This is a genomic window from Streptomyces thermolilacinus SPC6 (assembly GCF_000478605.2).
Taxonomy (GTDB): domain Bacteria; phylum Actinomycetota; class Actinomycetes; order Streptomycetales; family Streptomycetaceae; genus Streptomyces; species Streptomyces thermolilacinus.
This window is the reverse complement of the sequence record NZ_ASHX02000001.1, coordinates 6,075,043-6,099,455: the sequence shown is the minus strand read 5'-3', so window position 1 is coordinate 6,099,455 and position 24,413 is coordinate 6,075,043. Positions and strand designations below refer to the sequence as shown.

Below are 24,413 nucleotides of genomic sequence, written 5' to 3'. Positions count from 1 at the left end.
GCGAAGGGCGCGCGGGGCTCACCGGGAGAGTTCCTCCAGCGCTGCGGTGGCAAAGCCGTGGTCCTGCTCGGGAGCGCCCCCGCCGACACCTATCGCGCCGACCAGACGGCCGTCGCGGTGGACGGGAACGCCTCCGGCGATGAACAGCAGCGGCCGGTCGAGGGCGGTGGGCAGGGAGTGGAAGGGACCGTCGGGCTTGACCAGGCCGACGAGTTCGGCGGTGGGGGCGTTCAGCTGGAGGGCGGTGTACGCCTTGCGGGTGCTGGTCTCGCCCGAGATGAGGACCGCGCGGTCGTCGCGGCGGAAGGCGAGGAGGTGGCCCCCAGCGTCGAGGACGGTGACGCTGACGGGGACACCGGCCGCGTCGGCGGCGGCACGGGCGGCCGCGACGAGGGTCTCGGCGTCGGCGGTGGTGAGCGGGGTGACGGTCACGGTGTTCACGGTGTGGTTCTCCTTGGGCCGGAAGATCAGTGGTGTACGAGCGTGTGGGCGGGACCCGCGGCCGTCGCCTCGGGTGCGGGGGCGCGGCGCTCCAGGGCGGCGGACCACAGGGCGAGGAGCAGGGCCGCGCCGGCGAGGAGGGCGCCGACCCAGTTGGGGGCGGTGTAGCCGAGACCGGCGGCTATGACGAGCCCGCCGAGCCAGGCGGCCAGCGCGTTTCCGAGGTTGAACGCTCCGATGTTGACGGCGGACGCCAGCGTCGGGGCGCCGTGGGCCTGGTCCAGGACGCGCTTCTGCAGCGGCGGCACGGTGGCGAAGCCGAGCGCGCCGACGAGGAAGATGCTGACGGCGGCCAGGGGGCGGCTGTGGGCGGTGACGGTGAACAGCGCGAGGACCACGGCGAGCCCGCCGAGGGTGGCGTACAGCATCGGCATGAGCCTGCGGTCGGCGTAGCGCCCGCCGAGGAGGTTGCCGAGGAACATGCCGACGCCGAAGAGGACGAGCAGCCAGGTCACCGCACCGTCGGAGTAGCCGGCGACGCGGGTCATCATCGGCGCGATGTAGGTGATCGCGGCGAAGACGCCGCCGAAGCCGAGGACGGTCATCGCCATGGCGAGCAGCACCTGCGGGCTGCGGAAGGCCGTGAGTTCCCCGCGGAGGCGGGCGCCCTCGGGCCGGGGCATGGCGGGCACGAGCCGGGCGATGCCCACGAGCCCCAGGACACCGAGCCCGGCGACGGCGGCGAAGGTGGTGCGCCAGCCGACGGCCTGGCCGATGAAGGTGCCCAGCGGCACACCGACGATGTTCGCGACGGTCAGGCCGGTGAACATGGTGGCGATGGCGCCCGCCTTCTTGTCGGGGGCGACCAGATCGGCGGCGACCACCGAGCCGATGCCGAAGAACGCGCCGTGGGCGAGTGACGCCACGACCCGGCCGGTGAGCATCATGCCGAAGGAGGGCGCCAGCGCGGAGAGCAGGTTGCCCACCACGAACAGGCCCATCAGCAGCATCAGCATCGTCTTTCGGCTGATACGCGTGCCGAGCACGGTCATCAGCGGGGCGCCGATGACGACGCCGATCGCGTAGCCGGTGACGAGCAGCCCGGCGGTGGGGATGGTGACACCGTAGTCGCCCGCGATCCGGGGCAGCAGACCCATGATCACGAACTCGGTGGTGCCGATTCCGAACGCCCCGATGGCCAGGGCGAGAAGTGCGAGAGGCATGGCGCGACCCTTCATGCGATTGCTAGTGCGCCCAACAGGCATCGACAATAGTTGCAGACGCGCTTTAAATGCAAGCGCGGGCATCCGTCGATGGTCTGTGTTGATCGCGGCATGAAGGGGGAAACCGCAGGCCAGCGGCATACGGGACGGCCTCAGGAACTCCAAAGGGAGCTGAAAAACTTGTATAAGCCTCATACCGGCTCTGGCGGCTATTCACGGGCAAGCCGTACCCTGGACTTCAGCCGCATCCGGAAGGAGACCCGTGCCATGACCGCCACGGACCCCGCGCTCACCGCCCTCGCCAATGGCTGGGCCGCCCTCTACGTCCTGTACGGCAGGATCGAGGCGCACCTGGAGCGCGCCCTCCAGTCCGGGCATGGGCTGAGCGTCCGCGAGTACTCGCTTCTCGACGTCCTCAGCCGCCAGCACGACGGCGACGGCGGGCACCTGCAGATGAAGCAGGTCGCCGACGCCGTGGTGCTCAGCCAGAGCGCCACCACGCGCCTGGTCACCCGTCTGGAGGACCGCGGGCTCCTCTCCCGCTACCTGTGCCCGACGGACCGCCGCGGCATCTACACGGACGTCAGCGAGGCGGGGCTGAAGCTCCTGGAGGAGGCCAGGCCCACCAACGACGCCGCCCTGCGCGAGGCGCTCGACGAAGCCGCCAGGAACCCCGAGCTGGCTCCGCTCGTCACCGCCGTCGAGGCGATCGACCCGGCACGGCGCCTCCGCCCCGAGCCCGCGCGGTAGGCGCCGCGCGGTGGAGGACGGGCACCGGCGCCGGCTCAGCCGCCGTCGCGGTCCGTCCAGGGCCCGGCGAGGTACCGGCGCACCTCCCCCGCCCGCCGTTCGTACGCTCCGCGGGCCCGTACGGCGGCGTCCCGGGAGGCGACCTCGGCGACCGGTACGTCCCACCACGCGGACGCGCCGGGTGCCTCCGGGCCGGGCGGGGCCGTCTCGACGTACACGCACGTCGGCCGGTCCGAGGCGCGGGCCTCGGCGAGCGCGGCCCGCAGCTCCCCCACCGTGCGCGGCCGCAGCACGTCCATGCCGAGGCTGGCGGCGTTCGCGGCGAGGTCCACGGGGAGCGGGTCGCCGGTGTAGGTGCCGTCGGCGGCGCGGAAGCGGTAGGCGGTGGCGAACCGTTCGGCGCCGACCTGCTCGGAGAGGCCGCCGATGGAGGCGTACCCGTGGTTCTGCACGACGACCACGTTGACCGGCAGCCGCTCCTGCACGGCCGTGACGATCTCGGTGGGCATCATGAGGTACGTGCCGTCGCCGACGAGCGCCCAGACGGGGGTACCGGGCGCGGCGAGCCGCACACCGATCGCGCCGGGGATCTCGTAGCCCATGCAGGAGTAGCCGTACTCCAGGTGGTACTGGCGCGGGGAGCGGGCGCGCCACAGCTTGTGCAGGTCGCCGGGGAGCGAACCGGCGGCGTTGACGACGACGTCCTCGTCCCCGACGACCGCGTCGAGGGCGCCGATCAGCTGCGTCTGCGTGGGTACGGCGTCGTCGTCACCGGCCCGCAGCGCGGCCCGGACCACCCGCTCCCAGCGGGCGCGGCGGTCGAGGTACTCGGCCTCGTAGGCGGGCGGGACACGGTACCCGGCGAGGGCTCCGGTCAGCGCCGCGAGGCCCGCGCGGGCGTCGGCGACGAGGGGGTGGGCGGCCATCTTGTGGGCGTCGGACGGGGTGGTGTTGAGGTTGACGAACCGTACGCCGGGGTGGGCGAAGAGGGTGCCGGACGCGGTCGTGAAGTCGGTGTAGCGGGTGCCGACGCCGATGACCAGGTCGGCGGTGCGGGCGATGTCGTCGGCGGCGGCCGTCCCGGTGTGGCCGATGCCGCCGAGGTCGGCGGGGTGGTCGTGGCGCAGGGAGCCCTTGCCCGCCTGGGTGGAGGCGACGGGGATGCCCGTCGCGTCGGCGAGGGCCCTCAGGGCGTCCTCGGCCTCGCTGTGGTGGACTCCGCCGCCCGCGACGACGAGCGGCCGCCGAGCGGCGCGCACCAGGCGTACGGCCTCGGCGAGCTGCTCCGGGTCGGGGGCGGGGCGGCGCACGGGCCACACGCGCCGCGCGAAGAACTCGTCGGGCCAGTCGTACGCCTCGGCCTGCACGTCCTGCGGCAGGGCGAGCGTGACGGCGCCGGTCTCGGCGGGGTCGGCGAGGACCCGCATGGCGTTCAGCGCGGCCGGGATCAGCGCCTCGGGGCGGGTGATCCGGTCGAAGGAGCGGGAGACGGGGCGGAGCGTGTCGTTGACGGACACGTCGCCGTGCAGGGGGTGTTCCAGCTGCTGGAGCAGCGGGTCGGCGGGGTGGGTGGCGAAGTGGTCGCCGGGGAGGAGCAGGACGGGCAGCCGGTTGACGGTGGCGAGGGCGGCGCCGGTGACCAGGTTGGTGGCGCCGGGGCCGATGGAGGTGGTGACGGCGTGCGCGGAGAGCCGGTTGAGGTGGCGCGCGTAGCCGACCGCCGCGTGGACCATGGCCTGTTCGTTGCGGCCCTGGTGGAACGGCATGGCCTCCTCGCCCGCCTCCAGGAGGGCCTGGCCGATCCCGGCGACGTTGCCGTGGCCGAAGATGCCCCAGGTGGCGGCGATCAGCCGGTGGTGCGCGCCGTCGCGTTCGGTGTACTGGGCCGACAGGAAGCGCACCAGTGCCTGGGCGGTGGTGAGGCGGGTCGTCGGGCGCATGCGGGGGGACCTCACTGCGTGGGGGCGGTGTACAGGGGGAGCCGGGGGTCGGCGGGCCGCGCGGGCCAGGTGGAGCGGACCCAGGCGTGGTCGGGGTGATCGCGGATGAGCCAGGCCCGTTCGTCGCCGGGCCCCGCCATGACGTTGAGGTAGTACATGTCGTGTCCGGGCGCGGCGATGGACGGGCCGTGCCAGCCGTCCGGGACGAGGACGGTGTCGCCGTCGCGGACCTCGGCGAGGAGGTCGGTGTTCCCGCCGCGCCCGGACGGCGAGACCCGGTGGTAGCCGAGGCCGGGGGTGCCGTCGTGCGGGGCGATCTCGAAGTAGTAGATCTCCTCCAGGCGCGACTCCTCGCCGGGGTGGTGCTCGTCGTGCTTGTGCGGCGGGTAGGACGACCAGTTGCCGCCTGGTGTGAGGACCTCGACGGCGATGAGCCGGTCGCAGTGGTACGTGTCGGCGGCGGCGAAGTTGTTGACCTGCCGGGAGCAGGTGCCGGTGCCGCGCAGTTCGACGGGGACGGCGGGGGCGGGTCCGTACCGGGCGGGCAGGCGGCGCTCGCAGCGGGCGCCCGCGAGGGCGAAGCGGCCCCCGCCGGGCGAGGTGACCGTGACGCGGGTGTCGCGGGGGACGTACGCGAAGTCGGTGACGGCGCTGAACACGTCCGGGCGGCCGGTGAGGGGGAAGGTCCGGCCGTCGGCGGTCACCGTGCAGCCCCCGGCGAGCGGCAGCACGATCCACTCGCTGTCGCCCGTGTCGTACGTGTGGGTGCCGCCGGGCGGCAGGCGCAGCACGCGCAGCGCGGCGTGGCCCCAGCGGGCGGTGGCGGGGGTGATGTCCACGGTGTACGCGCCGTTCGCGGCGGTGCCGGCGGGCAGGTGGTGGCGGCCGGTGGTGCCGGTCGTGGGGTTCACGGGGCTCCTTTGCTCTCCTGGGTCCTGGGGGCCGGGCGCTGGCGGGCTGCCTCGGTACGGGGCGGGCGGGGGCTATCGCGGGCCGGTGGCGGCCAGGAGCGCGTCCACCTCGTCGGCGGTGGGCATCGCGGAGGAGCAGGCGAGGCGGGAGGCGACGAGGGCGCCCGCCGCGTTGGCGTACCGCGCGGTCCGCTCCAGGTCCCAGCCCGCCAGGAGGCCGTGGCACAGGGCCCCGCCGAACGCGTCCCCCGCGCCGAGCCCGTTGACCACCTCGACCTCGACGGGCGGGACCTCGGCGGTGGTGCCGTCGCGGTGGACGGCGAGGACACCGGCGGGTCCCTGTTTGACGACGGCGAGTTCGACGCCCGTGCCGAGGAGCGCGCGGGCGCAGGCGCGCGGTTCGCGCAGCCCGGTGGCGATCTCGCACTCCTCCAGGTTGCCGACGGCGACTGTGGCGTGCCGCAGGGCCTCGGCGTAGTGGGGGCGGGCCTCGGCGGGGTCGGGCCAGAACGCGGGCCGCCAGTCGAGGTCGAGGACGGTGATGCCGGTACGGGCCCGGGCCCGGAGCGCGGCGAGGGTGGCGGCGCGGCTGGGCTCGGCGCTCAGGCCGGTGCCGGTGGTCCACAGGACGCGGGCGGCGCGCAGGGCGTCGTAGTCGAGTTCGCCGGGGTGGATCTCCAGGTCGGGCGCTTTGGGGCGGCGGTAGAAGTAGAGGGGGAAGTGGTCCGGCGGGAAGATCTCGCAGAAGGTGACGGGCGTGGGGAGGCCGTCGACGGGGGTGACCCAGCGGTCGTCCACGCCGAACTCCCGCAGGGCCTCGTGCGCGTACGCGCCGAACGGGTCGTCGCCGGTGCGGGTGATGAGCGCGGCGGTACGGCCGAGGCGGGCGGCGGCCACGGCCACGTTGGTGGCGGACCCGCCGAGGAACTTGCCGAAGGTCTCGACCCGGGCCAGCGGGACGCCGGTCTGGAGGGGGTAGAGGTCCACGCCGACGCGCCCCATGGCGATCAGGTCGAAGGGCTCGGGCGCGGGGCCTGGGGGTACGGGGTCGGCGGGCGCGGGTTCAGCGGGTACGGGTTCAGTGGGTGCGGGTTCGGGCATGCGGGTCGCTCCTGGGGCCGGCGGGGCGGTCGGGGCCGGGGGTGCCTCCAGATGTCCTCCCCCGGGCCCGGCGCTCCCATCCCCGTACCGTCGCCACGGTCGCACGGTGAGGTGCCGGACAGTTGGACCACACGGCGCCCGTTCCCGGCATCATGCCGATAGGGTCGGCGCCCACCGGCGAACCGCCCGCACCGACCGGCAGCACCAGCGAAGGCCCCGCCCGTACAGCGTCACGACCGACAGCACCACGACCGACAACACCACCACCGACAGCGTCACGACCGACAACACCACCACCGACAGCACCACGACCGCCGAGCACGCCCAGCACCGCCCACTCGCCCGCCGGGTGAAAGGACCGCGTATGGACACCGCAGGCACCCCGTCCCTCGACCGCATCAGGATCGGCTCCGCCCCCGACTCATGGGGCGTGTGGTTCGCCGACGACCCTCGGCAGGTGCCCTGGGAGAGGTTCCTGGACGAGGTGGCGCAGGCCGGGTACGAGTGGATCGAGCTCGGCCCGTACGGCTACCTCCCCACCGACCCGGCCCGGCTCGCCGACGAGACCGGACGGCGCGGCCTGAAGGTCTCCGCCGGTACGGTCTTCACCGCCCTGCACCGGGGCCCGTCCGTGTGGGACGCGACGTGGGAGCAGGTGAGCCGGGTCGCGGAGCTGACCCGCGCCATGGGGGCGCGGCACCTGGTGGTCATCCCGTCGTTCTGGCGGGACGACCGGACGGCCGAGCTGATCGAGCCGCCCGAGCTGGCCGCCGCCCAGTGGGCGGACCTGGCGCGCGGCATGGAGCGGCTGGGGCGCGAGGTGCGGGAGCGGTACGGGCTCGGCATCGTCGTCCACCCGCACGCCGACACGCACCTGGACACGGAGGAGCACGTCGAGAGGTTCCTCGACGCGACCGACCCGGACCTGGTGTCCCTGTGCCTGGACACGGGGCACTACGCCTACTGCGGCGGCGACAGCGTGAAGCTGATCGAGACGTACGGGGAGCGCCTGGGCTATCTGCACCTGAAGCAGGTGGACCCGGACGTCCTGGCGGAGGTGGTGGCGGAAGGGGTGCCGTTCGGTCCCGCCGTGCGGCGCGGGGTGATGTGCGAGCCGCCGAACGGGGTGCCCGCGCTGGAGCCGGTGCTGGCGGCGGCGCAGGGCCTCGGCGTGGACCTGTTCGCCATCGTGGAGCAGGACATGTACCCGTGCCCGCCGGACCGGCCACTGCCGGTCGCGGTGCGCACGCGCCGGTTCCTCCGCTCGTGCGGCGCCTGACCGGAAGGGGCCCAGGGACCATGACTCGGCGCGGAACGCTCGGGGTGGCCGTCGTCGGTGCGGGGCGGATGGGCGCCGACCATGTGCGCCGTATCGACCGGGTGATCAGCGGGGCGCGGGTGGCGGCCGTCGCGGACGTGGACGGTGAGCGGGCGAAGGCCGTCGCGGACGGTGTGGCGGGCTGTACGGCGTACACGGACCCGGCCGCCGCCATCGCCGCGCCCGGGGTGGACGCCGTACTCGTCGCCTCACCCGGTCCGGCGCACGAGGCGGCGCTGACGGAGGCGCTCGCGCGCGGGCTGCCGGTGCTGTGCGAGAAGCCGCTCACCCCGGACGCGGCGTCCGCGCTGCGGGTGGTGCGGGCGGAGGAGCGGCTGGGCAGGCGGCTGGTGCAGGTGGGGTTCATGCGGCGGTACGACGCCGAGTACCTGCGGCTGAAGGCGCTGCTGGACGGCGGCGGTCTTGGGCGGGCGCTGATGCTGCACCAGCGGCACCGCAACGCCTCGTCGCCGCCCTGGTTCACCGGCGAGATGCTGCTGGCCGATTCGGTGGTCCACGAGATGGACGCCACGCGGTGGCTGCTGGGGCAGGAGATCACGGCGGTGACGGTGATGCGGCCGAGGCCGTCGGGGAACGCCCCGGAGGGCCTGGACGACCCGCAGTTCGTGGTGTTCGAGACGGACGGCGGGGCGCTCGCGGACGTGGAGATCTACGTCAACTGCCGGTTCGGCTACCAGGTGCAGGCGGAGGCGGTGTGCGAGAACGGCACCGCGCGGATCGGCGACGCGCACGGGATGCTGGTCAGCACGGGCGGCCGGTGGGGCGGTTCGATCGCGCCCGGTTTCGAGGAGCGGTTCGAGGACGCGTACGACCGGCAGGTGCGGGCCTGGGTGGACGCTGCCCTGTGCGGCGAGGTGACCGGGCCGGGCTGCTGGGACGGGTACGCGGCGGCGGCCGTCTGCGAGGCTGGCCTCCGGTCACGGGCGGAGGGACGCCGCGTGGAGGTGGAGCTGGTGGAGCGGCCGGCGCTCTACGACTGAGGCCCCGGTTGTGGCTCCGCGCTGAGGCGCGGGGCCCCGCTCCGAGGCGCGGGCCCTTCGGCTCAGGCGCCCCGGCCGTGGCTCCGCGCGTGGCCGCCGGGCACCCGACGGGCCGGTCGGTCGGCGCGTCGGGTGCCCGGCGGGCGCGTCAGGCTCAGTACGGGCCGTTGACGTTGTCGATGGAGCCGTACCGGTCGGCGGCGTAGTTGCACGCGGCGGTGATGTTGGCGACCGGGTCGTACGGGTCCATGGACGTGCCGGGCACGTGGTAGGCGCGGAACGTGGGGTCGATCACCTGGAGGAGGCCCTTGGAGGGCGTACCGGCGGCGGCGTTCGAGTCCCAGTTGTTGATGGCGAGCGGATTTCCGGAGGACTCCCGCATGATGTTGCGGTGAATTCCCTCGTAGGTGCCCGGAATTCCGCGCTGGGCCATGATGTCCAGCGATTCCTTGATCCAGCCGTCGAGGTTGTCGGCGTACGTCTTCGCGGCGACGGGGGTGACGGCGGTGCGGGCCGCGGAACGGTCGGCGCGGGCCGCCGTGGAACGCTCGGCGGTGGCCTTCTCGGCGGTCGGGGCCTTGGCGCCGACGGTGAGCTTCAGACCCGGACGGATAAGTGACGGGTTGTCACCGATGGCGTTCTTGTTGTCCGCGTACAGCTTCTTCCAGCCGCCGCTCAGGGAGTGGTCGGAGGCGATGCCGGACAGCGTGTCGCCGACGGTCACGGTGTACGTGACGGCCTTGGCGGCCTTGACCGCGGCGGCGGGCGCCTGGGCGGCGACGGTGACCGCGGCGGGAGCCGCGCTCGGGGCGGCGGAGGCGGTCGCGGCGCCGGTCAGGGGCAGGGCGAGAGCGGCTCCGCCGGTGCTCGCGACGACGAGTCCACGGCTGAGGCGGTTGCTCTTGGGACGGCGGTGCTTACCCAGTGCGGGCATGGGGCGTTTCCTCTCCGACGCCTGCGAGGTGAGCTGTCGGGTTCGGGCTGGAGATGCCCGGCCGCGGTCGCCCACGACTTCACCCCAAGCCGTTCCGGATGCCCGGACCGGCGACTTACCTGGTTCCCCCGCTCCTGCCGAGCGCGAATGTGTGAGTACTGGGAGTCCGGTGGGCGGCAGGATTCGGCGTTCCCTCCGGAATGACGGTGACCGTAAACGACATCAGCCGACCGGAACAAGGCCCGGAATTCCAGCCGAAGATCCATTTCCGGTGCCGTCCGCGGCGAATTCCGTGCCACGGCGCGGTGTACGCCGAATTCCGCCGCCGGGGCACCGTGACCGACATCACGGATTACGGTCGGCGCGTGCGTTGCCGCCACCACACCACAAACCCCCGCCAATTCCCCCTTCTTCAAGAAATCCCCCAAACGTCACCTAATCGGACATAACGGCGTCCCGACTCCGTCCGGGTGGCCCGGACGCCCGGACGGCGCTGGACGGGACCGCAGCGGTTGCGGACCACGCCACACCAAAGAGGGTGAGGGTATTGAAAGCTCACCAAACAGGGGCGAAATCGTGCATAAGACATCAGTGAGAACGTCATCGCGCCGGGTGCTGGCCGCCGCGGCCGCGCTGCTGGGGCTGACAGCCACCGCCGCGGCGCTCCCGGCGTCCGTCGCGCAGGCGGAGCCCGCCGTCTCCGCGCCCGGCACCGTCATCGCCGACTGGGCCCGGCTGACGGGCGAGGTCGTGGACCCCGAAGGCAAGTCGAACTCGTCGGAGACCTCCATCTGGCACGCCGTCGTCTCGGCGGGCATGTACAACGCGGTGGTCGGCATCGAGGGCCGCTACGAGCCGTACCGCTGGAACGAGCGCGGGCCCCGCTCGGCGTCCTCCGTCGCCGCCGCCGCGACCGCCGCCCACGACGTGCTGCTCCACCACTTCCCGAAGGCGAAGCCCCGGCTGGAGAGCGCCTACGCCGCCTCGCTCGCCGAAGTGCCGGACGGGGCCGCCGAAGAGGCGGGCGTGGAGTTCGGCCGCCGGGCGGCGGCCCACATGGTCACGCTGCGCAAGGACGACGGCTTCGGTCTCCAGGTGCCGTTCACCGCCTCGCCCTCCGTCGGGGTGTGGCGGCCCACGCCGCCCGCGCAGCAGCCGTTCACCAGCTCGTGGCTGGGACGCCTGCGCCCGATGCTCATCGAGCGGCCCGACCGCTTCCGGCCCGCGGCGCCTCCCTCGCTGACCTCCGCCCGCTACGCCGCCGACCTGCACGAGGTGAAGGCGGTCGGCGGGAAGACGAGCACCGTGCGCACCCCGGAGCAGACGGAGACGGCGCGCTTCTTCACCACGGTGGACCTCCAGGGCGCGCTGGCCGACCGCGCCGAGCGGCACGGGCTCGACCTGGTCGACACGGCCCGCCTGTTCGCCGCCGTCAACACCGTCCAGGTCGACGCCGCCATCGCCGCGTGGGACGCCAAGCTGCACTACGGCTCCTGGCGCCCCGTCACGGCGATCCGTGAGGCCGCGGACGACGGCAACCCGCTGACGGAGGCCGACCCCGCGTGGGAACCGTTCCTCGTCACCCCCTCGCACCCCGACTACCTCAGCGGGCACACCACGACGGCGGGCGCCCTGGTGCGGACGCTGATGACCCTGTCGGACCACCCATCCCTGGATCTGCGCATCGCGTCGGCCATGCTGAAGAAGACCCGGCACTACCAGGTCCCCGGCCACTACACCAGTGATGTCGAGGGCGCCCGCATGTGGGGCGGCATCCACACCCGTACGGCGAACGAGGCCGGCACGATGACCGGTGAGCGCGTCGCCGCCTGGGCCCTCGCCCGCAACTTCCGCCCGCTGACCGCCTGAACGACCCGGGCCCCGGGCGCCTGAACGGCCCGCGCCCCGCGCCCGCCAACACGACGGGGCGGACCGCCGAACCCGGCGGACCGCCCCGTTCACCTTCGTCCCAGGCGTCAGAGGATCGCGTCGAACGCGTCCCAGTACGAGGCGGCCTTCACCCGCGCCTGGAACGGCGCGGCCGCGTTCCCGGTGCCGGTGTACTGCCAGATGACACCGGCCGTGTCACGCGCCAGGAGCTCCGGATTGCCGTCCGCCGTGACATCGCCGTACGCGATGAGCGTGTCGTAGATGTTCCAGCCCGTGCCGATCTGCGCACGGGCCTGGAACGGGGCCGTCCCGACGCCGGTGCCCCGGTACAGCCACAGGCCGCCGGAGGCGTCCCGGGCGATCAGGTCGGCCTTCCGGTCGCCGGTGATGTCGAGACCGCCGGTGAGGGAGGTGTAGATGGACCAGCCGGTACCGATCTGGCGGCGCGCCTCGAAGGGCCGCGCCGCGTCGCCCGTGCCCGGGTACAGCCACAGCACTCCCGAACCGTCCACGGCGATCAGGTCGTCGCGCGCGTCGCCGGTCAGGTCGCCGGCGCCCCGGATGGACCGGTACACGCCCCACCCGGAACCGACCCGCACCGGCGCCTCGAACGCGGTCCGGCCGCCGCCCGCGAGCTGGTGGTACCAGAGCACCCCGGACGCGTCCCGCGCCACCACGTCACCGCCGCGCCCGCGCACATCGATCGGCGCGAGCTTGGTGAGGCGGTCGTACTGACCCCAGTTCACGCCCAGGTCCGCGCCCCACTCGTGGTCCAGGGGCGAGCCCTCGCCGCGGTAGTGGCTGTACGCGCGGACGGCGCCCTGCCGGTCGCGGGCGAGGACGTCCCAGTCCATCGGCACCGCGCTCACCCCGGCCACGTCGAACCGTCCGGCGGCCGTGGGACCGGGCGTACCGGAGGCCGGGGCGAACCGGGCGTCCACGACGACGTGCCAGGACGGCACCGACGCGGACGCCGCCACCCGGTACGTCAGCGTGTGCGTACCGGCGGGGAGTTCGCAGCGCACCTGCTCGGTGAGCAGCAGACTCCCCGGGTACGCGCACGGCTGCGGCGCGCCGTCGGCCGCGCCGACCGTCAGGCCGATGCTCCACTCGTCCCGCATGCCCCAGGGCCGCTGGTCGTCGGCGGTGCCGAAACCGAGGGTCAGCACCCCGCCCTCCGCCGCGTCGACGGTCACCGTGTGGGTGACCTGCCCGCCCGCGGCGACACCGGGGGTGGTGAGGGCGACCGACCCGGCGGCCCCTTCGGCGGCGTGCGCCACCGCCCCTCCCGCACCGGCCAGCCCGGTCGCGAGCAGCGCCGTCGCCGCCCCCGCGACGCCCAGTCGGCGCCGCCCCTCGCTGAGAATCCCTCGCATGCCTCGTCCCCTCCCGTGATGCCGCACTCGGTGCCCGAAACCCGTCGAAAGCGTCGAACGCATCGAACAACCGAGCACTCCGATGAACATAAATCATCTGACACCTCATCGGACGGGCGTTTACGATCTCCGCGATGACGACCGAACGTGTCCAGAGATCGGGGGTCCCGTCCGCGCAAGGTGAGTGCTGATGCCCACCACGACCGCGAACGGGAATTCCCGCCGCTCCCTGTGGCTGCGCGTGCGCGAGTACGCCGTGCCGCCCTCCATGATCGAGACCGCCACCGCCCGCCGTCGCACCGGCGACTGGGCGGGGCGTGCGCCGCCGCGCGCTTCGACGTCGCTCCCGACCCGCGCTCCTTGGCACGTACGCACCGCCGGGACATCGCGGCCCGCGTCCGGGACGACCTCCGCCACCTGGCGCCCGACCTGCTGCGCCGGCACCTGCCGAGGATCGCGCCCGACGGGCTCCTGCGCCCGGGACTGACCGTGGCGCCGGCCCGGTACGACACCGGGCCGGGAACGGTGCACCTCGTCGCCCGGACCGCGCCCGCGTGGGCCGAGCGCGCAGGAGCAGGACGCCGTCCGGTTCCGGTTGGCGCGGGGCATCACCGGGCGGCCTGGCAACGCCCCGCGGCCGTGGCTGCGGTGGGCGGCGAAGGCGTTCCACCCGCCGCAGCCCTGGCGGGACCTGCTGGGCGCGGCGGTCCGCCCGGCGGCCTGTGGGCCGGGTGCGGGAGAGGACCACGCGCACGGCCGCCCGGGTCGTGCACCCGCTGTGCCGGGCGGAGGGGATACCGCTGGTCGGCGGAGGGGGCACCGACCTGCGCGGCGGCTTCACCCGGGCGTTGCGGGCGCGGCCACGGCCCGACGTCGTCGTGGTGCTGACGGACGGCCAGACGCCGTGGCCCGAGGCGCGGCCGCCGTGCCGGACGGTGGTGGGGCTGTTCCCGCGGCGGCGCGCGGCGCGGTCGTGGCGGGAGAAGGCCCGGAGTACGTGCCGGACGCGCCCCCCGCGTGGGCCAGGGTCGTGGACGTCGGCTGACGCGTCGGCGCGCCGCCGGGGCGAGGACGGTACGGGAGCGGCGCGTCCCGCGGTCCCGTCAGGCGGCCGGGGCGAGGTCGGCGAGGCCGAACAGGAGGGCGTAGCCGCGCGGCAGGCCGGCGAGGATGCGCCGGGTGAGGTCGTCGCCGACGTACGCCCCCACGACGGTCAGGACCGTGGAGGTGGCCCATCGGGCCTCGGCCGGGGTGAGCACCAGTCCGAGGGCGACGCGCTCCACGAACTCGGGCGCCGTGACGGGTTCGGTCACCGGGATCTGCGCGGCGAGGAGGGCGCCCGCCTCGGCGGGCAGGAGCCGTACGAGTTCACAGCGTTCGTCGCCGATGACGTGGGCGCCCAGCACCCTCAGCACGGCCCGCAGGACGCGTTCCGCCTCCGCGTCGGAGTCGTAGCGGCCGGCGGTGCGGATGCGGTCCACGAGTTCCTGCCACGTCATGCTGGAAAGCCTTTCCTCCCCGGCCGCCACGCCGGGACGGCCGTGCGTCGGTCTGCGGTTGTCTGGTGGTCGGCGGTTGTCTGGTGGGTCGAAGGTGGTCAGGCCGCCGGTGCGCGGCCGAAGAGAAGGTCGTACCCCGGAGGGAGCTGGAGGAGGACCCGGCGCGTGAGGTCGGCGCCCGCGGCCTCGGAGACGACGCTCAGCACGGCGCCGACGTCCCACTTGGCGGTCTCCTCGGTGGCTCCCTCGATCCACGCCGCGGTGGCGCGGACGAACCGCTCCGGGGAGAGCGGCTCGGCGGCCTGGAGGGGATTGAGCAGGATCAGTTCGAACGTCTCCGGCAGCCGGGCGGCCAGCTCGGCCCGTACCTCGCCGACGAGGTGCGCGCCGAGGAGCGCCAGGACCACTCTGGCCGCGCGCTCCGCCTCGTGCCGCGAGGCGTACTCGCCGCGCTCGCGGACGGCGTCCAGGAACGGCTCCCATGACATCTGCATCACGCGCCCCTTCCGGCCGGCGGAGGGCGGGGGCGTCCGCCCTCCGGTCGCGCTGCGAGCGGGGTCCCTCAGTTGTGGATCAGCTGTCGAGTTCCTTGCGCGAGCCCTCGCCGGTGGCGCTGATGGCGATCTTGCGCGGCTTGGCGCGTTCGGCGATCGGGATGCGCAGGGTCAGGACACCCGCGTCGTAGTCGCCCTTGATGTTCTCCACATCGAGGGTATCGGCCAGCATCACCTGGCGGGAGAAGAGGCCCAGGGGCCGTTCGGACAGCTCCATCTGCACGTCCCCGGCCTTCGTCTGCGGCCTGCGCTCGGCCTTCACCGTCAGCATGTTCCGCTCGACGTCCACGTCGATGGCGTCCGGGTCCACGCCGGGCAGGTCGAAGGCGATCACGTACTCGTCGCCCTCGCGGTACGCGTCCATCGGCATCGCGGTCGGCCGCGACCACGTGCCGGACGTGCCGAGGAGCCGCTGGGCGATCCGGTCGAACTCCTGGAACGGGTCGGTGCGCATCAACATCGTCGGACACCTCCATCGACTCGGCACTTCATGCCAATGCGGTCACCTGTCTCCCGTTGTAACATGTCATCGGAACGATGACAATCCCTTATGTCATCGATACGACGACCACCGATCCGCGTGAGGAGGCCCTGTGAGCGAAGCCGAGCAGCCGACGCCGCACTCACCGCCGGCCCCCGGCTCGTTCGTCGCCGCCGCGGCGGCGCTGAGCACCATCGGGGAGGCGATCCGCGCGGCGCACGAGGCCCCGGCGGACGGGCAGCGGCCGGAGCCCTCCGCCGCCGAGGACACCCTCGCGGCGCTGCTGCTGCTCAGGGAGGTGCGGCAGCGCCTGTCGGACTGGGAGCCCGCGCTCATCGAGGCGGCCCGCGCGGCCGGCGCCAGCTGGGCCGACCTGGCCGGGCCGCTCGGCGTTGCCAGCCGGCAGGCGGCCGAGCGCCGCTATCTGCGCCTGCGGCCCGACGGCGAGCGCGGCACGACGGGCGACCAGCGGGTCAAGGCGACCCGTGACCGGCGCGCGGCCGACCGGTCGGTGAGCGCCTGGGCGCGGCGGCACGCGGCGGACCTGCGGCAGCTGGCCGGGCAGATCACGGCGCTCGACGACCTCGCCCGGCAGGCACGCACGCCGATCGGGCGGCTGGCGGAGGCGCTCGCCGGGGACGACGCGGCCGGTCTGATCGGCCCGCTCGCCGACACGGGCCCGCACCTGCGGGGGCGGCACCCGGAGCTGGCGGCGCGGGTGGAGGACGTGGCGCGGCGGACGGACGAGCTGCGCCGGGCCAGCGACCACGACCGGCGTTCCCTCGGCTGACCTTCACGGGTCCGGCGGACGCGGGGGTACGGACGGACGGCTGCGAGGTGGCGACGGGACGGGACCGTACGCGGTGCTGGGCGTGGCGCCGACGGCGTGCGCCGGGGAGATCGCCTCGGCGTACCGGGGGCTCGTCCGCGCGCTGCACCCGGACAGCGCCCCGGCGCGCGGCGACCCGGAACGCCGGGCGGCGGCCGCCCGGTTCGGGGAGGTCGTCGCGGCGTACGAGGTGCTGCGCGACCCGGTGCGGCGCGCGGCGTACGACGAGGCCAGCCGGCGCGCCGCCCGGTCCGCCCGGCAGCAGGGGCGCCCCGCGCCGCGCCCGGCCGCCACTCACCGCGATGTCCCGGCCCGCGGCGGCGGCCTGCTGTGGGTGGGCCCGGTCCGCGTACACCCGCCCCGGCCCGGCCGCCCCGGGCCCGGCGGTGCGGAGCCCGGCGACGGAGGCCGCGCATAGGACCCGCGTCGGCGGCGCGGCGCGCGGGCGTCCGCGTCGGCCAGTCGGGTGGCCGTACGCGGCGGGCGCCCGTGCCGCCCGGCCGGGCGCGGCGGCGCGGCCTACCGTCGGGCCCATGTCAGGAGAGGTCCCGGAAGACGCCGCCCACCGGCGGCCGGTGCGGGCCGGTGGGCGCGGCGGGGAGACGCTCACCGGACAGCCCGCGCCGGACCACCGCCCCGCGCACGAACGCGCGCCGCGGCGCGAACACGCACCGCGGCGCGGACGGGCGGACGGGCGGGACCTGCCGGGCGGCGACGGGGCCGGCCGGACGCTCGGCCTCGTACGCGGCCTGGTGCGGGGGCGCGGCCAAGGACGCGGGCCGAGCACAGGACGCGGGCCGGCCACAGGACGCGGGCCGAGCGCAGGACGCGGGCGCGGGCGCGGCGCCGTACGCGGGCTGCGGGCGCTGCTCGTCCTGCCGCTGCTCGCCTCGCCGCTCGCCGCCTGCGGCTCCGACGCGCAGGCCGGGCCGCCCACCATCAACTGGTACAACTTCCCCGACGACTCCGGCGCCCTGGCCGCCGCGGCCCGCAACTGCACCCGCGACGCGGGCGGCCGCTACCGGATCGTTTACCACAAGCTGCCGCGCACGGCCGACGGACAGCGGCAGCAGCTGGTGCGGCGGCTGGCCGCCGAGGACACGTCGATCGACGTCATGGGCCTCGACGTCACTTGGGCCGCCGAGTTCGCCGAGGCGGGCTGGATCCTTCCGTGGACCGGCGACCTGCGCCGACGCGCCGAGGAGGGCACCCTGGAGGTGCCGCTGCGGACGGGCACGTGGAAGAACCGGCTGTACGCGGTCCCGTACAACACCAACACGCAGCTGCTCTGGTACCGCGCCGACCTGGTCGACAGGCCGCCGCGCACCTGGGCGGAGATGCTGGACGCCGCGCGCCGCCTGGCCGCCGAGGGCAAGCCGCACTACGTGGAGATCCAGGGCGCCCAATACGAGGGCCTGACGGTCTGGTTCAACACGCTCGTCGCGAGCGCGGGCGGCTCCATCCTGAACGCCCGGGCGACCGGCCCGTCCCTGGGGCAGCCCGCCGTGCGCGCGGCGACGATCATGCGGAACCTGGCCAGGTCCCCGGCGGCGGACCCGTCGCTGCCGAACCAGATGGAGGACCAGAACCGGCTGGCGATGGAGTCCGGGACGGCGGCGTTCCAGCTCAACTACCCGTTCGTGCACCCGTCGATGAAGGCGAACAACCCGGAGCTGTTCAAGCACTTCCGGTGGGCGCCGTACCCGAGGGTGGACGCGTCACGGCCCGCGAGGCCGACGATCGGGGGGATCGACCTCGCCGTCGGCGCGTACTCCCGTCATCCCCGGCAGGCGTTCGAGGCGGCGCTGTGCCTGCGCAACCGGGAGAACCAGATCGCGGCGGCCGTGAACGGCGGGCTGCCGCCGACCCTGCGGGAGCTGTACTCCGACAAGGAGTTCGTCAAGAACTACCCGTTCGCCGACGCGATCTACCAGGCGCTGGAGAACGCGAGCGTCCGCCCCCAGACCCCCGCCTACCAGAACGTGTCCATCGTCATCGCCCACACGCTGTCCCCGCCCTCGGCGATCGATCCGCGCCGGTCCGTGGACACGATCGCGGGCCAGATCGAGGACGCCCTCCAGTCGAAGGGGCTGATCCCGTGAAACGCGCGACGGCGGAACAGGGCGGCAGCCGCGCCGTGGACACGGCCGCGGTGGACGCGCGGCTCTCCGAGGGCGCCCGGCAGGAGCGCCGGCTCGGCTGGCTGCTGTGCGCGCCCGCCGTCCTGGTGATGGCGGCGGTGACCGCGTACCCGATCGGCTATGCCATCTACCTGTCGCTCCAGCGCTACGACCTGCGCTTCCCCGCCCGCGCCGAGTTCGTCGGGCTGAGCAACTACGCGGCGGTCCTGTCGTCGCCGTTCTGGTGGGAGGCGTTCGGGGTGACGGTGCTGATCACCGTCGTGTCCGTCGCGATCGAGCTGGTGCTCGGGATGGCGCTCGCCATGGTGATGCACCGCACGATCGTCGGCCGGGGCACGGTCCGTACGGCGGTCCTCGTGCCGTACGGCATCGTCACCGTCGTCGCCGCGTTCTCCTGGCAGTACGCCTGGACGCCCGGCACCGGCTATCTCGCCGCGCTGCTCCCGGCCGGTGAGGCACCGCTGACGGAGCAGTGGCCCGCGCTGGGGCTGATCATCCTGGCGGAGGTGTGGAAGACGACGCCGTTCATGGCGCTGCTGCTGCTCGCCGGTCTGGCGCTGGTGCCGGAGGAGACGCTGCGGGCGGCGATGGTGGACGGGGCGGGCGGCTGGCAGCGGTTCACCCGGGTGACGCTGCCGCTGATGAAGCCGGCGATCCTGGTGGCGCTGCTGTTCCGCACCCTCGACGCGTTCCGGGTCTTCGACAGCATCTATGTGCTGACTGCGGGTGCGCACGGCACCGGCTCGGTGTCGATCCTCGGCTACGACAACCTGTTCACCGCGCTCAACCTCGGCATCGGGTCGGCGGTCTCCGTGCTGATCTTCCTCTGTGTGGCGCTGATCGCCTTCGCGTTCGTCAAGCTGTTCGGGGCGGCCGCCCCCGGAGCCGAAGAGGGTGGCCGCTGATGGCCGGTGCGGGGAAACGTCATCTGACCGGGTGGACGGTCGCCAACATCGTCGTCGTCGCGTACGCGCTGTTCCCGGTGTGGTGGATCGCGGCGCTGTCCTTCAAGCACCCGTCCACGCTCACGGACGGCAACTTCTTCCCGACCAGGTGGACCTGGGAGAACTACCGGGGCATCTTCGAGACGTCCGAGTTCACCCGGGCGCTGGTCAACTCGATCGGCATCGCGTCGATCGCCACCGTCATCGCCGTGGTGCTGGGCACGATGGCCGCTTACGCGGTCGCGCGGCTGCGCTTTCCGGGCAAGCGGCTGCTGATCGGGCTCTCGCTGCTGATCGCGATGTTCCCGCCGATCTCGCTCGTGTCGCCGCTGTTCGACATCGAGCGGGCGCTCGGCCTGTTCGACACGTGGCCGGGGCTGATCCTGCCGTACATGACGTTCTCGCTGCCGCTGGCGATCTACACGCTGTCGGCGTTCTTCCGGGAGATCCCCTGGGACCTGGAGAAGGCGGCGAAGGTGGACGGGGCGACCCCGGCGCAGGCGTTCCGGCTGGTGATCGCGCCGCTGGCGGCGCCCGGCGTGTTCACCACGGCGATCCTCGTCTTCATCTTCTGCTGGAACGACTTCCTCTTCGCGATCTCCCTCACCTCCACGCAGTCGGCGCGGACGGTACCGGCGGCGATCGCGTTCTTCACCGGCAGCAGCCAGTTCCAGGAGCCGACCGGGTCGATCGCCGCCGCCGCGATGGTGATCACCGTGCCGATCATCGTCTTCGTGCTGCTGTTCCAGCGGCGCATCGTCGCCGGACTGACCTCGGGCGCCGTCAAGGGCTGACCGGCGGCCCCTCCCCCTCCCCTACGGCATTCCCTCCAAGGAGCACCGACAGTGGCCGAGATCGTTCTCGAGGGCATCACCAAGAGGTACCCGGACGGTGCCGTGGCCGTGCGGGACGTGGACCTGACCGTCGCCGACGGCGAGTTCGTCATCCTCGTGGGCCCGTCCGGCTGCGGGAAGTCCACCACCCTCAACATGATCGCGGGCCTGGAGGACATCACCGAGGGCACGCTCCGCATCGACGGGCAGGTCGTCAACGACAAGGCGCCCAAGGACCGCGACATCGCCATGGTGTTCCAGAGCTACGCCCTCTACCCGCACATGACCGTACGGGACAACATGGGCTTCGCGCTGCGCCTGGCGAAGACCGACAAGGCGGTCGTCCGCGAGAAGGTCGAGGAGGCCGCGCGCATCCTCGACCTGACCGACCACCTGGACCGCAAACCGGCGAACCTGTCGGGCGGCCAGCGGCAGCGGGTCGCCATGGGCCGCGCCATCGTCCGTGATCCCAAGGCGTTCCTGATGGACGAGCCGCTGTCCAACCTGGACGCGAAACTGCGGGTGCAGATGCGCACCCAGATCTCCCGGCTCCAGCAGCGGCTCGGCACGACCACCGTGTACGTGACGCACGATCAGACCGAGGCGATGACGCTCGGGGACCGGGTGGTGGTGATGCGCGGCGGGGTCGTCCAGCAGGTCGGCACCCCCCAGCACCTGTACGACCAGCCGCGCAACCTGTTCGTGGCCGGGTTCATCGGGTCGCCCGCCATGAACTTCCTCCACGCCACGCTGGAGGAGGGGATGCTGCGGACCGTGGTCGGGGACCTGCCGCTGGACGCGGGGGTACGCGGGCGGCTGGAGGCGGCCGGGGCGGCGCGGGACCTGATCGTGGGTCTGCGGCCGGAGGCGTTCGAGGACGCGGCACTGGTCGACCCGGAGCTGCCGGGCGCCCGGTTCACCGCGATGGTGGACGTCGTGGAGTCGCTGGGCTCCGACGTGTTCGCCCACTTCACGGAGGAGGGCTGGGAGCCGGCCGACAGCGCGGACCTCGCGGAGCTGGCGGCGGACTCCGGGGCGGCCGAGACGGGGGGCGGCGGGCACCAGATCGTCACCCGGCTGAGCACGGGGACGCGGGTGCGGGAGGGCAGCCCGGCGGAGCTGTACGTCGACACCTCCCACATGCATGTCTTCGACCCGCGCTCGGGCGCCAACCTGACCCACCGTGAGGCGACCGGCGACGACCGCTGACGGCGCCCCGGCGCCCTCGTGTACGGGCGCGGGCGGTGCCGGTACCGGCACGGGCGTGCCCGTACGGCCCGACGGCATCTCATCGGACTAATGGCGTGACCCGGTCACGGCGGCGTGGCGGGACCTTCCCGCGCCCAGATTCCTGTCGGCGCTACACCGCCCCTCCGGGGCGGGCGCGCCGGTGGGACACGAACGTCGCCCGCCGTCACCGACCGATCGGAGTCGTCCATGAGACTGTCCGCGCGCTGCGCATCCGTCGCCCTGCTCCTGCTGCTGCCCTTCGCGGCGCCACCCGCCGCCCAGGCCGACTCGGAACCGGCCCGTACCGCGCCCGCCCCCCTGCGCACCCACGCGGTGGGCGGGATCGACGGCCAGTACATCGTCACGCTCAAGCCGAACGTCGCCTCCGCGCACGCGGCCAGAATGGCCGGGGTCACCCCGCTCCACTCGTACAGCCAGGTGCTCAACGGCTTCGCCGCGAAGATGTCCCCCGCCCAGCTCACCGCCGTGCGCAACATGCCGGAGGTCGCCGCCGTCGAGCAGGACGCGGAGGTCACGGCCGTACCGGTGCGGGAGGGGACGCCGAGCACCCGTGTCGCGGCGAGCAGTTGGGGCCTGGACCGGATCGACCAGCCGTACCTGCCGCTCAACGGCCAGTTCAACGTCAACGGCACCGGCGCGGGCGTGTACGCGCTCATCCTCGACTCCGGCATCGACTACGCGCACCCCGAGTTCGCCGGGAGGGCGTACTTCGGGTACGACGCGATGGGCGACGGGCGGCGCGGCCAGGACTGCAACGGTCACGGCACCCACGTCGCGGGTACGGTCGGCGGCTCCACGTTCGGCGTTGCCCGGCAGGTGCGCCTGGTGAGCCTGCGCGTCCTCGGCTGCGACGGCAAGGGCTCCTGGTCCGGGATCATCGGCGGCTTCGAGTGGGCCGCCGCGAACGCCGGGAACGCCCCGGCCGTCCTCAACGCCTCGCTCGGCGGGCCTCGTTCGGAGGCGGTGAACGCGGCGGCCACCGCCCTGTACGAGAAGGGCGTCCTGCCCGTCGTCGCCGCGGGGAACTCGGCGGTGGACGCCTGTGGCATCTCCCCCGCCAGCGCACCGGGTTCCTTCACGGTCGGCGCGAGCAACCACCTCGACCAGGAGGCGTCGTTCTCCAACTTCGGCCCGTGCCTGTCGATCTACGCGCCCGGTACGCAGATCAGGTCGGCCCGGCTCGGCGGTGGCAGCGTCGCCCTGGACGGTACGTCGATGGCGAGCCCGCACGTCGCCGGGGTGGCCGCGCTGTACAAGGCGCAGAACCCCACGGCGGCGCCGGGCACCGTCGCCGGGTGGCTCGTGGACCAGTCCGTGAAGAACACCCTCACCGTGTCCAAGACCTCCCCCAACCGGCTCCTCCAGACCGGCGGTCTGTGACCGTCAGGCGCGCAGGTGGCCGATGACCCTGCGCGCGGCGTCCGCCACGGCCGCACGGGCCTCGTCCGTGTGGTCGATGGTCTCGAAGCCGTGGTGCGCGCCGGGGACGTCGACCACCTCAACCGCAGACCCGCAGGCGGCGGCCTCGGTGAGGAACGCCTCGACGGTCACCGCGATCTCGGGGCGTTCGCGTCCCACACGCGTCACGACGAGGGGCAGGCGCCCGGCCGCGCGCACCGCGGTGGCCGGGCGGAAGCGGGAGCCCGTCGTCCAGTTCGGCAGCGGCGCGAGAATCGGGTACGTCGCGGCGACGCAGCGCAGCCACGGCGGCGGCGCGGCCAGCCAGTCGGCCGACAGCAGGCCGCCCGCGGAGAAGAACCACAGCGCGATCCGGTCCGCGTCCACCCGCGGATCGGCCCGTACGGCATCGACGGCGGCCCGCACGTCGTCGGCGGCGTCGGGGTAGCCGTCCAGGTCGTGCAGCCCGTGGTCGAGGGTGACACCGACGACGCCGAGCCCCGCCGCGTACCGCCCGTAGCCGGTGAAGGCGGGCCAGTCGCGGGGCGTCGGGGCCGCCCCGGCGGGCACCGGGCCGCCGTGCACGAACACCACGGCGGGCGCGGGCCGTTCGGGGGTGGCGCCGTCGGGGATGTACAGGTCGGTGTTCCCGTGCCGCTCGCGGGGCCTCTCGGGGAGGTCCAGCAGGAACGGCCGCAGGTGGGTCGGCGGTTCGGCCCCGGGCGGGGTCAGCCGCAGGCCCTCGCCAGCCGCCGCGCCGAGCAGGGCGTCCGCCAGCTCGCCGGGGGCGGACAGCATCGGCCAGTGCCCGGTGGGCAGTTCGAAGAACGACACCCGCGGATCGCTGAGCGCCTGGAGGCGCGGGTCGCCGAGGCCGACGAGCGCCTGCACGAGTTCGATGCTCGTCCCGTTGGCCACGCACAGCACCCCGCTCGTCGGCACCTTCGCGTACGCGCCGGTCAGCCGCAGGGGCGCGGTCAGGGTGCGCGGCGGGTGCGGCACGGCCTGCCGGGTGAGCCGTTCCAGGGCGGCGGCGGGTACGCCCTCGGTGCTGCCCCAGCGGGTCCAGTCCTCCGGCGACGCGGGCGGCGCCACCGGCTCCGCATCGTCGCCCTGGCGCAGCAGCCGTTCCCGTACGGCCTCGTCGGGGACCAGCTTCAGGGCCGGGTCGCCGTCCTGTGGCATGCCCGCGTCCACGTGGACGATCCGGGCGGTACGCTCCGGGCGCCGGTCGGCGGCACCCAGTACGGGGTGGATGCCGTAGCCGTGCCCGGCCAGCACCACAGGGGTGCCGGTGACCCCGTCGATCAGGTCCACGATGTGCCGGACGTGGGCCTCCAGGTCGGCTCCGGGGCCGCTCGGGAGGGTCGCCGCATACACCTCGGCTCCCGTCCCGCGCAGCCGGTCCGCCACGTCGTCCCAGATCCAGCCGCCGGTGAAGACCTCGCCCACCAGTACGAACGCCGTCATGAGCCCTCCTCGCTCTCGCTTCGTGCCGCGCCGACGCTAGGAGCTCCCCCAAGGGGAGATTCAAGGGACCGCCACCGCGCGGAAAACACAGTGCCGAGTGCGCGGGGCGCTCACTACACTCGCGGTGC

General features: G+C 73.9%; 23 protein-coding genes, 2 pseudogenes and 1 riboswitch. Of the genes and pseudogenes, 13 read left to right on the top strand and 12 right to left on the bottom strand.

Annotation, left to right across the window (positions count from 1 at the left end; genetic code table 11):
* Positions 1-18: 18 nt before the first annotated feature.
* Both J116_RS26505 and J116_RS26500 read right to left on the bottom strand, forming a co-directional pair.
* Positions 19-441 (bottom strand): GlcG/HbpS family heme-binding protein, encoded by a 423-nt coding sequence (locus tag J116_RS26505; RefSeq protein WP_023590111.1) that lies wholly within the window; start codon positions 439-441, stop codon positions 19-21.
* Positions 442-467: 26 nt separating this feature from the next.
* Positions 468-1,664 carry an MFS transporter gene (locus tag J116_RS26500; RefSeq protein WP_023590110.1) on the bottom strand — a complete coding sequence of 399 codons (1,197 nt, stop codon included), beginning with the start codon at positions 1,662-1,664 and terminating at the stop codon, positions 468-470.
* Between the two features lie 267 nt (positions 1,665-1,931).
* Between J116_RS26500 and J116_RS26495 the strand changes: the two genes are divergently transcribed.
* The gene (locus J116_RS26495) at positions 1,932-2,414 is read left to right on the top strand and encodes a MarR family winged helix-turn-helix transcriptional regulator (protein ID WP_023590109.1); all 483 of its coding nucleotides are present in this window, start codon (positions 1,932-1,934) and stop codon (positions 2,412-2,414) included.
* Positions 2,415-2,449: 35 nt separating this feature from the next.
* Here J116_RS26495 and iolD read toward each other — a convergent pair whose 3' ends face one another.
* The 4 genes from iolD to J116_RS29995 form a co-directional block, all read right to left on the bottom strand.
* Positions 2,450-4,354: a 3D-(3,5/4)-trihydroxycyclohexane-1,2-dione acylhydrolase (decyclizing) gene (gene iolD / locus J116_RS26490; protein ID WP_023590108.1), complete on the bottom strand. Its 1,905-nt coding sequence runs from the start codon at positions 4,352-4,354 to the stop codon at positions 2,450-2,452.
* 11 nt (positions 4,355-4,365) lie between these two features.
* Complete coding sequence (iolB, locus tag J116_RS26485) at positions 4,366-5,265, bottom strand: 5-deoxy-glucuronate isomerase (RefSeq protein WP_023590107.1); 900 nt, start codon at positions 5,263-5,265, stop codon at positions 4,366-4,368.
* Between the two features lie 72 nt (positions 5,266-5,337).
* On the bottom strand, positions 5,338-6,366 hold the full coding sequence (gene iolC, locus J116_RS26480; protein WP_023590106.1) for a 5-dehydro-2-deoxygluconokinase: 1,029 nt from the start codon (positions 6,364-6,366) through the stop codon (positions 5,338-5,340).
* A gap of 150 nt (positions 6,367-6,516) precedes the next feature.
* The gene (locus J116_RS29995; protein ID WP_161492130.1) at positions 6,517-6,675 is read right to left on the bottom strand and encodes a hypothetical protein; all 159 of its coding nucleotides are present in this window, start codon (positions 6,673-6,675) and stop codon (positions 6,517-6,519) included.
* A gap of 55 nt (positions 6,676-6,730) precedes the next feature.
* Here J116_RS29995 and J116_RS26470 point away from each other — a divergent pair, with 55 nt between their 5' ends.
* Both J116_RS26470 and J116_RS26465 read left to right on the top strand, forming a co-directional pair.
* Positions 6,731-7,645 carry a sugar phosphate isomerase/epimerase family protein gene (locus J116_RS26470; RefSeq protein ID WP_023590104.1) on the top strand — a complete coding sequence of 305 codons (915 nt, stop codon included), beginning with the start codon at positions 6,731-6,733 and terminating at the stop codon, positions 7,643-7,645.
* A 20-nt stretch (positions 7,646-7,665) separates the two neighbouring features.
* Positions 7,666-8,685, top strand: a complete 1,020-nt coding sequence (locus tag J116_RS26465; RefSeq protein ID WP_023590103.1) for a Gfo/Idh/MocA family protein — start codon at positions 7,666-7,668, stop codon at positions 8,683-8,685.
* Positions 8,686-8,839: 154 nt separating this feature from the next.
* Here the strand turns inward: J116_RS26465 and J116_RS26460 are convergent, their stop codons facing one another.
* On the bottom strand, positions 8,840-9,619 hold the full coding sequence (locus tag J116_RS26460) for a transglycosylase SLT domain-containing protein (protein WP_028964558.1): 780 nt from the start codon (positions 9,617-9,619) through the stop codon (positions 8,840-8,842).
* 3 nt (positions 9,620-9,622) lie between these two features.
* Positions 9,623-9,783: riboswitch (cyclic di-AMP (ydaO/yuaA leader) on the bottom strand.
* A 427-nt stretch (positions 9,784-10,210) separates the two neighbouring features.
* Here J116_RS26460 and J116_RS26455 point away from each other — a divergent pair.
* Entirely contained in the window at positions 10,211-11,488 is a 1,278-nt protein-coding gene (locus J116_RS26455; RefSeq protein ID WP_235617390.1) for a vanadium-dependent haloperoxidase, read from the top strand.
* 107 nt (positions 11,489-11,595) lie between these two features.
* Here the strand turns inward: J116_RS26455 and J116_RS26450 are convergent, their stop codons facing one another.
* Complete coding sequence (locus tag J116_RS26450; protein WP_023590100.1) at positions 11,596-12,885, bottom strand: FG-GAP repeat domain-containing protein; 1,290 nt, start codon at positions 12,883-12,885, stop codon at positions 11,596-11,598.
* Positions 12,886-13,075: 190 nt separating this feature from the next.
* On the opposite strand from J116_RS26450, the pseudogene J116_RS28905 reads away from it, so the two are divergent.
* Positions 13,076-13,470: pseudogene (locus J116_RS28905) on the top strand (hypothetical protein); the annotation flags it as partial.
* Positions 13,442-13,930: pseudogene (locus J116_RS31115) on the top strand (DUF2201 family putative metallopeptidase); the annotation flags it as partial. The pseudogenes J116_RS28905 and J116_RS31115, both read left to right, overlap by 29 nt.
* 58 nt (positions 13,931-13,988) lie before the next feature.
* Here the strand turns inward: J116_RS31115 and J116_RS26440 are convergent.
* From J116_RS26440 to J116_RS26430, 3 genes are all read right to left on the bottom strand, one after another.
* A complete protein-coding gene (locus J116_RS26440) occupies positions 13,989-14,384 on the bottom strand; it encodes a DUF2267 domain-containing protein (protein WP_023590098.1) in 396 nt (131 codons plus the stop codon).
* 98 nt (positions 14,385-14,482) lie between these two features.
* Positions 14,483-14,878: a DUF2267 domain-containing protein gene (locus tag J116_RS26435; protein WP_023590097.1), complete on the bottom strand. Its 396-nt coding sequence runs from the start codon at positions 14,876-14,878 to the stop codon at positions 14,483-14,485.
* Positions 14,879-14,957: 79 nt separating this feature from the next.
* Complete coding sequence (locus tag J116_RS26430) at positions 14,958-15,398, bottom strand: Hsp20/alpha crystallin family protein (RefSeq protein ID WP_023590096.1); 441 nt, start codon at positions 15,396-15,398, stop codon at positions 14,958-14,960.
* Between the two features lie 133 nt (positions 15,399-15,531).
* Here J116_RS26430 and J116_RS26425 point away from each other — a divergent pair, with 133 nt between their 5' ends.
* The 7 genes from J116_RS26425 to J116_RS26390 all read left to right on the top strand — a co-directional run bounded on the left by J116_RS26425 (position 15,532) and on the right by J116_RS26390 (position 22,797).
* Positions 15,532-16,209, top strand: coding sequence for a hypothetical protein (locus J116_RS26425; RefSeq protein ID WP_023590095.1), 678 nt, complete (start codon positions 15,532-15,534; stop codon positions 16,207-16,209).
* Positions 16,210-16,282: 73 nt separating this feature from the next.
* Positions 16,283-16,666, top strand: a complete 384-nt coding sequence (locus tag J116_RS26420) for a J domain-containing protein (protein ID WP_023590094.1) — start codon at positions 16,283-16,285, stop codon at positions 16,664-16,666.
* A gap of 115 nt (positions 16,667-16,781) precedes the next feature.
* A complete protein-coding gene (locus J116_RS26410) occupies positions 16,782-18,350 on the top strand; it encodes an ABC transporter substrate-binding protein (protein ID WP_268810600.1) in 1,569 nt (522 codons plus the stop codon).
* Between the two features lie 35 nt (positions 18,351-18,385).
* Positions 18,386-19,294 carry a carbohydrate ABC transporter permease gene (locus J116_RS26405; protein WP_028964555.1) on the top strand — a complete coding sequence of 303 codons (909 nt, stop codon included), beginning with the start codon at positions 18,386-18,388 and terminating at the stop codon, positions 19,292-19,294.
* Positions 19,294-20,127, top strand: coding sequence for a carbohydrate ABC transporter permease (locus tag J116_RS26400; RefSeq protein WP_023590090.1), 834 nt, complete (start codon positions 19,294-19,296; stop codon positions 20,125-20,127). Before J116_RS26405 ends, J116_RS26400 begins: the two co-directional genes overlap by 1 nt.
* 51 nt (positions 20,128-20,178) lie before the next feature.
* On the top strand, positions 20,179-21,375 hold the full coding sequence (locus J116_RS26395) for an ABC transporter ATP-binding protein (protein ID WP_023590089.1): 1,197 nt from the start codon (positions 20,179-20,181) through the stop codon (positions 21,373-21,375).
* 228 nt (positions 21,376-21,603) lie between these two features.
* Positions 21,604-22,797, top strand: a complete 1,194-nt coding sequence (locus J116_RS26390) for a S8 family peptidase (protein WP_023590088.1) — start codon at positions 21,604-21,606, stop codon at positions 22,795-22,797.
* A 3-nt stretch (positions 22,798-22,800) separates the two neighbouring features.
* Here the strand turns inward: J116_RS26390 and J116_RS26385 are convergent, their stop codons facing one another.
* A complete protein-coding gene (locus tag J116_RS26385) occupies positions 22,801-24,285 on the bottom strand; it encodes an alpha/beta hydrolase (protein WP_023590087.1) in 1,485 nt (494 codons plus the stop codon).
* Positions 24,286-24,413 lie beyond the last annotated feature (128 nt).

Coding starts and splice junctions, on each gene's coding strand:
- J116_RS26500 (WP_023590110.1), bottom strand. CDS start 1,664: ATGCCTCTCGCACTTCTCGCCCTGGCCATCGGGGCGTTCGGAATCGGC.
- J116_RS26495 (WP_023590109.1), top strand. CDS start 1,932: ATGACCGCCACGGACCCCGCGCTCACCGCCCTCGCCAATGGCTGGGCC.
- iolD (WP_023590108.1), bottom strand. CDS start 4,354: ATGCGCCCGACGACCCGCCTCACCACCGCCCAGGCACTGGTGCGCTTC.
- iolC (WP_023590106.1), bottom strand. CDS start 6,366: ATGCCCGAACCCGCACCCACTGAACCCGTACCCGCTGAACCCGCGCCC.
- J116_RS26470 (WP_023590104.1), top strand. CDS start 6,731: ATGGACACCGCAGGCACCCCGTCCCTCGACCGCATCAGGATCGGCTCC.
- J116_RS26465 (WP_023590103.1), top strand. CDS start 7,666: ATGACTCGGCGCGGAACGCTCGGGGTGGCCGTCGTCGGTGCGGGGCGG.
- J116_RS26460 (WP_028964558.1), bottom strand. CDS start 9,619: ATGCCCGCACTGGGTAAGCACCGCCGTCCCAAGAGCAACCGCCTCAGC.
- J116_RS26450 (WP_023590100.1), bottom strand. CDS start 12,885: ATGCGAGGGATTCTCAGCGAGGGGCGGCGCCGACTGGGCGTCGCGGGG.
- J116_RS26440 (WP_023590098.1), bottom strand. CDS start 14,384: ATGACGTGGCAGGAACTCGTGGACCGCATCCGCACCGCCGGCCGCTAC.
- J116_RS26435 (WP_023590097.1), bottom strand. CDS start 14,878: ATGCAGATGTCATGGGAGCCGTTCCTGGACGCCGTCCGCGAGCGCGGC.
- J116_RS26430 (WP_023590096.1), bottom strand. CDS start 15,398: ATGTTGATGCGCACCGACCCGTTCCAGGAGTTCGACCGGATCGCCCAG.
- J116_RS26410 (WP_268810600.1), top strand. CDS start 16,782: ATGTCAGGAGAGGTCCCGGAAGACGCCGCCCACCGGCGGCCGGTGCGG.
- J116_RS26400 (WP_023590090.1), top strand. CDS start 19,294: ATGGCCGGTGCGGGGAAACGTCATCTGACCGGGTGGACGGTCGCCAAC.
- J116_RS26390 (WP_023590088.1), top strand. CDS start 21,604: ATGAGACTGTCCGCGCGCTGCGCATCCGTCGCCCTGCTCCTGCTGCTG.
- J116_RS26385 (WP_023590087.1), bottom strand. CDS start 24,285: ATGACGGCGTTCGTACTGGTGGGCGAGGTCTTCACCGGCGGCTGGATC.